Below are 6,417 nucleotides of genomic sequence, written 5' to 3'. Positions count from 1 at the left end.
GAAGGGCCCGCATCCTCACCGAGGATGCGGGCCCTTCTCGCTGTGCTCAGCCTCCTAGAGGCACCAACCGCATCGGCCCGTTCACCGTCTCCTCCCGCAACCGCTCCCGCAGCGCCTCCTCCGCCTCCGACAAGGAGCCTGGCGCCACCGGCGGCGGCACTCCCCGCACCGTCTCGCCCGGCGCCACCGGCGGCTCGTACCGCATGGGCGCCGTCCGTGCCGTCAGCGCTGTCGTCCCGATCAGCGCGACGGTGAAGGCGATGGCGGCCCGCGTCCAGAACCGGGCCCTGCGTTCGCTGCCCATCCGCACCGTCGGCGGCCTGGCGGCCCGCAGCCGCTCCGTGGAGGCCAGTTCGGCCAGCCGCCGGTTCAGCTCCGCGGGGTCGGACAGCTCAGGCAGTCGCGCGGCGATCGCCTCCCGCGCGTGCAGCAGCCGGTTCGCGGTCGCCGGCGTGCTCGCCTCCGTCTCCGCCGCCGTCTCCGGCAGGTCGAGGCCGACACCGTCGTACAGCAGGAGCGTGCGGCGGTACGGCGGCGGGAGTTCCAGGAGCGCGTCCATCAACGCGCGGTCGGACGCGTCGGCGGGCGGCGCCTCGGGGTGCCGGTAGCGCGGGCGGAAGCGGTGCCAGGGGGAGAGTGCGTACTCGTACGCCGTGGCCCGCACCCACCCCGCCGGGTCCCGGTCGACCGCCACCTCCGGCCAGCGCTGCCAGGCGAGTTGAAAGGCCCGCTCGACCGACTCGCGCGCGAGTTCCCGCCGCCCGGTGAGCAGATAGGCCTGCCGGACCAGGGCGGGGGCGCAGAAGGCGTACAGGGCGTCGAAGGCCTGAGCGGGTGTCAGGGGCGGTGCGGTGCCGTCCGGTTCCTCGGGCGCCGGAGGGTCTTCCGTTCGTACGGGGCGCTCGGCGGCGCAGGTCGCCAGCTCCGCCAGCAGGCTCGCGTACGCCTCCCGTCTGCGGCGGCCGTGCGGTGTTGTACGGCCGGTCTCCCACGCCTGCAGCGTCTCGAGCCTGACGCCCATCCGTGCCGCGACCTGAGCCTGCGTCAGCGACCCTGCCTCGCGCAGGCGTCGGCGCTCTTTCGGCGGGGGGAGCTGGGTTGCAGGACTCTGCGTCACCGGGCGCCCTTTCGTACGAAAAAGTACATAAACGTATATTGAGCGACACTTCGGAAGTTCGCCTGTTACGACGAGAAAGCGCGTGTCGTTGGGAGCATGACGGTCGTGATCCAGATGCCCGCACGCCGACCGCCGTTCTCGTCCCTGCTCACCCGGTTGCGCGACCGATCACCCGGACTGGCCGCCGGCCTGCTGGGCGGTGCGCTCGCGGCCGGGCTGGGGCTCGGTTCGTTCGCCGTCCTCGTCATGGTGCTGTGGATCAGCTCGCCCTACCCCGACAGCGGACCCGGCGGCGCGCTGCACGTCGCCGTGGCCCTGTGGCTGCTGGCCCACGGAGTCGAACTGGTCCGCACCGACACGCTCGCCGGCGTCCCCGCACCCGTCGGCGTGACCCCGCTGCTCCTCCTCGCGCTGCCGCTCTGGCTGGTGGAGCGGGTGGCCCGGGAAGTGACCGACGGGGGCGAGGAGGACGACGGGCCGACGGCCGCCCCGGCGCGGATCGCCGTACCGGCACGGACGGCCGTCTCGGGACGGACGGCCTGCGCGGGCGTCGTCCTCGGCTACCTCGCCGTCGGTGTCGCCGCGGCGTTGCAGATGACGGGCGGCGGTCTGGGTCCGTCGTGGACGTGGACAGGCGTGCGGCTGCCGCTGGTCGTGACGGTGGCGGCGGGCATGGGGGTGTGGACGGCGTACGGCCGTCCGCGCGCGGCGCTGGACAACGCGCTGATCCTGCTGCCGGCGGGCCTACGGCGGCTCGTCCTGGGCCCGGACGCCCGGGGCCGCCTCGGCACGGCCGCGCGCGCCGCGGGCGCGGGGACAGCGGTGCTCGTCGGGGGCGGGGCGCTGCTGCTGACCGCGTCGCTGGTGTGGCACGGCGGGGCCGCCCAGGAGTCGTTCCTGCGGCTCACGGAGGGCTGGTCGGGCCGGTTCGCGGTCCTGCTGCTGTGCCTCGCCCTGGTCCCGAACGCGGTGGTGTGGGCGGGGTCGTACGCCCTCGGCCCCGGCTTCGCCCTCGGCGTCGGCCACGCGGTGACCCCGCTCGCGTCCGCCCCAGCCCCGCTTCTCCCGCCCTTTCCCCTGCTGGCGGCGGTACCGGACCCGGGTCCCGGAACGCCGCTGAACTGGGCGGCCGGGGCGGTGCCGGTCGCGGTCGGGCTCACGGTGGGGTGGTGTGTGGGGCGGGTCGCCGCCGGAGGTCCGGCCGCCGAGGACGCGGCAGGCGGACCGGTGACGGAAGCCTGGTCGTGGGGCCGGACCGCGGGGACCGCCGGGCTGGCGGCCGTACTGTGCGCGACCCTGCTCGCCGCCCTCGCGGCGGTCGCGGGCGGACCGCTCGGCGTCGGCGCGCTGGCCCGCTTCGGACCGGTGTGGTGGCAGACGGGAGCGGCGGCCCTGGCGTGGACCTCGGCGCTGGGGGTACCCACGGCACTCGCGCTGCGGGCGTGGCGGTGCCGGGAGCGTCCGGTGCGGGTCGCGGGCGAGCGTGAGGAGTGTGGGGAGCGCGAGGAGCGCCGGGAGCCCGGCGCGACGATCGGGAAGCCGCGGGTGGAGGAACCGGACGCCTCGGGCGTACCGAACGCCGGGGAAGTACCCAAAGCTTCTGGACTGTCGAAGGTCTGGGGGCTGTCGAAGGCTTGGGCGGCATCGAAGACGTCGGGGGCATCGAAGACGTCGGGGGTACCGAAGGCTTCGGACGTGCCGAACACCTCGGAGGTGCCGAACACCTCGGACGCAGCGAAGGCCCCGGACGCAGCGAAGGCCCCGGACGCGGCGAAGGCCCCGCAAGTACCGAAGCCCTGGGAAGTGCCGATGGACGACGACAGCACCTTCGAGCCGTACGACTTCCTGCCCACCGAGGCCGCGCACCCGCTGTGGCACGACGACGACGCGGCGCACGAGGCGCGCTGGGCCGCACTCAGGGAGGCGTCCACCCAGCCGGAACCATCGGGATCGCCCGACGCGCTCTGACGCCGGAGGCACTCCGACGCCGACAGGCCGCCGTCAGCTGCTCGCCCCCAGCACGCCTCGCAGCTCCTTCGGCAGAAGGTCCGCGCAGGACTGCTGTGCCTGATTCGTGAGGGCGTCGTTCGTGCAGGTGTAGTAGTCGCTGTAGACCAGCTTCACGGTGAAGCCCGCGGCGACCAGGGCGATGGCCAGGGACGCCGTGACCAGGCCGCTCACCGCGGCGGTCCGCTGCGGGCGGCCGCTCTGCGCGGGCGCCGGGATGTTCGGGTCGGGGGCGGCGGGAGGCTTGGCGCGCAGGGCGCTGATGCCCCAGTACATGGCCAGCGCACCGAGCAGCAGTGCCACGTACGGCCAGCTGAACAGGGCGAAGAAGAAGGCCCACATGCCGCTCAGGAGGGCGTACCGCGCGCGCCGCTGGGACGGGTCCGTCGGGTCCCAGCGCAGGCCCGGGCCCTGCTTGCCGCCGCTAGGCCCCTCGGGACCGGCACCCGGGCGCTCGCCGAAACCGTCGGGGGAGCGGCCGGGCTGCTGGTTGCTCCACTGACTGCCCCAGGGAGCTCTGCCGCCGCCCCCGCTCGATCCGTCGGAGGCCTGACCGCCTTCGCCGGTCTCACCGCCCCTCGGGTGGTGACGCGGCTGCCACGGCCGGTCCGGCGTGCCCTCCGGCGGCGGTGCGAACGGGTTGTCGTCCGAGGCGGGAGCAGCAGCCGGAGCCGAGCCGTCCTGCCCCTGCCCGTGTCCCTGCCCTTCGCCGGTCGGCCGGCCCGAGGGCGCGTCGGGCGGTGAGGTGGGGCGCTCCCGCAGAAGCACGCCGCTGCGCTCCCCTCCCTGCGATGACTGCGGGGGGAGCGTAAGGAGTCGCAGACTGCGGTCCGGCATCAAGTGAGCGTCTTCCCCTAGGTGATACGGCTGTCTGTCCTGAGCTGTCACGTGGAGAACGCACCGCACGACGACCGCGTTCCCGAGCCCGTTCCTCCCAGACGCTACCTTCCGGCCACGCCCCCGTCCCGTGGGGGCCGCCCGGTGTGCCGGTATCGTTGCTGACGGTCGGCCGCTTCGTAGACTTCCCCGTATCCCGGGGCGCGAAGCATTCGTACGACCATACAAACGCACCCCCGAGAAAGGGCCTCACCGTGGCCGCCAAGCCCGTGGCCAAGCGCCTCGTCGTGCTGGTCTCCGGTTCCGGTACCAACCTGCAGGCGCTGCTCGACGCCATCGCGACCGTCGGGACCGAGGCCTACGGCGCCGAGGTCGTCGCCGTCGGTGCGGACCGCGCGGGCATCGAGGGACTGGCCCGCGCCGAGCGCGCCGGCATCCCCACCTTCGTGTGCCGGGTGAAGGACCACGCCACCCGCGACGAGTGGGACGCGGCCCTTGCCGAGGCCGTGGCCGCGTACGAGCCCGACCTCGTCGTGTCCGCCGGTTTCATGAAGATCGTGGGCAAGGAGTTCCTGGCCCGCTTCGGCGGGCGGTTCGTGAACACCCACCCCGCCCTTCTCCCCAGCTTTCCCGGTGCCCACGGCGTCCGTGACGCGCTCGCGTACGGCGCGAAGGTCACCGGTTGCACCGTCCACTTCGTCGACGACGGCGTCGACACCGGACCGATCATCGCTCAGGGCGTGGTGGAGGTCCGGGAAGAGGACCACGAGGACGAGGGTGCCGCTCTGCACGAGCGCATCAAGGAAGTCGAGCGAAGGCTGCTCGTCGATGTCGTGGGGCGGCTCGCCCGCAACGGCTATCGCATCGAGGGACGAAAGGTAGTTATCCAGTGACCGCCGAGAGCAACAAGCGGGCCATCCGACGGGCGCTCGTCAGCGTCTACGACAAGACGGGCCTCGAAGACCTCGCACGCGGCCTGCACGAGGCGGGCGTGGAGCTCGTCTCCACCGGGTCGACCGCCTCCCGCATCGCCGCCGCCGGCGTCCCGGTCACCAAGGTCGAGGAGCTCACGGGCTTCCCCGAGTGCCTGGACGGCCGGGTCAAGACGCTGCACCCCAAGGTCCACGCCGGCATCCTGGCGGACCTCCGTCTGGAGGACCACCGGAACCAGCTCGCCGAGCTGGGCGTGGAGCCGTTCGACCTGGTCGTGGTCAACCTCTACCCGTTCCGCGAGACGGTCGCCTCCGGGGCCTCTCCCGACGAGTGCGTGGAGCAGATCGACATCGGCGGTCCGTCGATGGTGCGCGCGGCGGCGAAGAACCACCCGTCGGTGGCGGTCGTGACCAGCCCGGCGCGCTACGCGGACGTCCTCACGGCCGTGAAGGACGGCGGGTTCGACCTCGTCACTCGCAAGCGCCTGGCGGCGGAGGCCTTCCAGCACACGGCGTCGTACGACGTGGCGGTCGCGTCCTGGTTCGCCTCCTCCTACGCCCCCGTCGACGAGTCGCGGTTCCCCGACTTCCTGGGCGCGACCTGGGAGCGCAAGAACACCCTCCGCTACGGCGAGAACCCGCACCAGCCGGCCGCGCTCTACGTCGACGGCACCGGCGGCGGCCTGGCCGAGGCCGAGCAGCTGCACGGCAAGGAGATGTCGTACAACAACTACACGGACACGGACGCCGCCCGCCGTGCCGCGTACGACCACGACGAGCCCTGCGTCGCGATCATCAAGCACGCCAACCCCTGCGGCATCGCGATCGGCGCGGACGTCGCCGAGGCGCACCGCAAGGCGCACGCCTGCGACCCGCTGTCGGCGTTCGGCGGTGTGATCGCCGTCAACCGCCCGGTGTCGAAGGAGATGGCCGAGCAGGTCGCCGAGATCTTCACCGAGGTCATCGTGGCGCCCGGCTACGAGGACGGTGCGCTCGAGGCCCTCGCCAAGAAGAAGAACATCCGCGTCCTCAAGGCCCCGAACGGTCCGTCCAACCCGGCCGAGCTCAAGCCGGTCGACGGCGGCGCCCTCCTCCAGGTGACGGACCGTCTCCAGGCCGACGGCGACGACCCGGCCAACTGGACCCTGGCGACGGGCGAGGCGCTGTCCCCCTCGGAACTCGCCGAGCTGTCCTTCGCCTGGAAGGCCTGTCGGGCGGTCAAGTCCAACGCCATCCTCCTCGCCAAGGACGGCGCCTCGGTCGGCGTCGGCATGGGCCAGGTCAATCGCGTCGACTCCGCGAAGCTGGCGGTGGAGCGCGCGGGCGCCGAGCGGGCCACCGGCTCCTACGCCGCCTCGGACGCCTTCTTCCCCTTCCCCGACGGCCTGGAGATCCTCACCGAGGCCGGCGTCAAGGCCGTTGTCCAGCCCGGCGGTTCGGTGCGGGACGAGCTGGTGGTCGAGGCCGCGAAGAAGGCCGGCGTGACGATGTACTTCACGGGGACGCGGCACTTCTTCCACTAGT

The 6,417-nt window shown here is 73.1% G+C and carries 5 protein-coding genes; 3 read left to right on the top strand and 2 right to left on the bottom strand.

The window, feature by feature from the left end; translation table 11 throughout:
* Window positions 1-46: 46 nt before the first annotated feature.
* Window positions 47-1,117, bottom strand: coding sequence for a sigma factor-like helix-turn-helix DNA-binding protein (locus ACFWWR_RS10200; protein WP_384302753.1), 1,071 nt, complete (start codon window positions 1,115-1,117; stop codon window positions 47-49).
* A gap of 96 nt (window positions 1,118-1,213) precedes the next feature.
* On the opposite strand from ACFWWR_RS10200, the gene ACFWWR_RS10195 reads away from it, so the two are divergent.
* Window positions 1,214-3,085: a DUF6350 family protein gene (locus ACFWWR_RS10195; RefSeq protein WP_384302751.1), complete on the top strand. Its 1,872-nt coding sequence runs from the start codon at window positions 1,214-1,216 to the stop codon at window positions 3,083-3,085.
* A gap of 33 nt (window positions 3,086-3,118) precedes the next feature.
* Here ACFWWR_RS10195 and ACFWWR_RS10190 read toward each other — a convergent pair whose 3' ends face one another.
* Window positions 3,119-3,961 (bottom strand): hypothetical protein, encoded by an 843-nt coding sequence (locus ACFWWR_RS10190; protein WP_383873309.1) that lies wholly within the window; start codon window positions 3,959-3,961, stop codon window positions 3,119-3,121.
* A 254-nt stretch (window positions 3,962-4,215) separates the two neighbouring features.
* On the opposite strand from ACFWWR_RS10190, the gene purN reads away from it, so the two are divergent.
* Complete coding sequence (purN, locus tag ACFWWR_RS10185) at window positions 4,216-4,854, top strand: phosphoribosylglycinamide formyltransferase (protein WP_383873306.1); 639 nt, start codon at window positions 4,216-4,218, stop codon at window positions 4,852-4,854.
* Entirely contained in the window at window positions 4,851-6,416 is a 1,566-nt protein-coding gene (purH, locus tag ACFWWR_RS10180; RefSeq protein ID WP_384302749.1) for a bifunctional phosphoribosylaminoimidazolecarboxamide formyltransferase/IMP cyclohydrolase, read from the top strand. Before purN ends, purH begins: the two co-directional genes overlap by 4 nt.
* Window position 6,417 lies beyond the last annotated feature (1 nt).

The organism is Streptomyces sp. NPDC058678, assembly GCF_042714835.1.
Taxonomy (GTDB): domain Bacteria; phylum Actinomycetota; class Actinomycetes; order Streptomycetales; family Streptomycetaceae; genus Streptomyces.
Note: the sequence above shows the minus strand (reverse complement) of the source record. Positions and strands in the feature narration are given on the sequence as shown.

What these genes read in the sequence shown, in the direction of transcription:
- ACFWWR_RS10195 (WP_384302751.1), top strand. Translation starts at nt 1,214, where the DNA reads ATGACGGTCGTGATCCAGATGCCCGCACGCCGACCGCCGTTCTCGTCC.
- ACFWWR_RS10190 (WP_383873309.1), bottom strand. Translation starts at nt 3,961, where the DNA reads ATGCCGGACCGCAGTCTGCGACTCCTTACGCTCCCCCCGCAGTCATCG.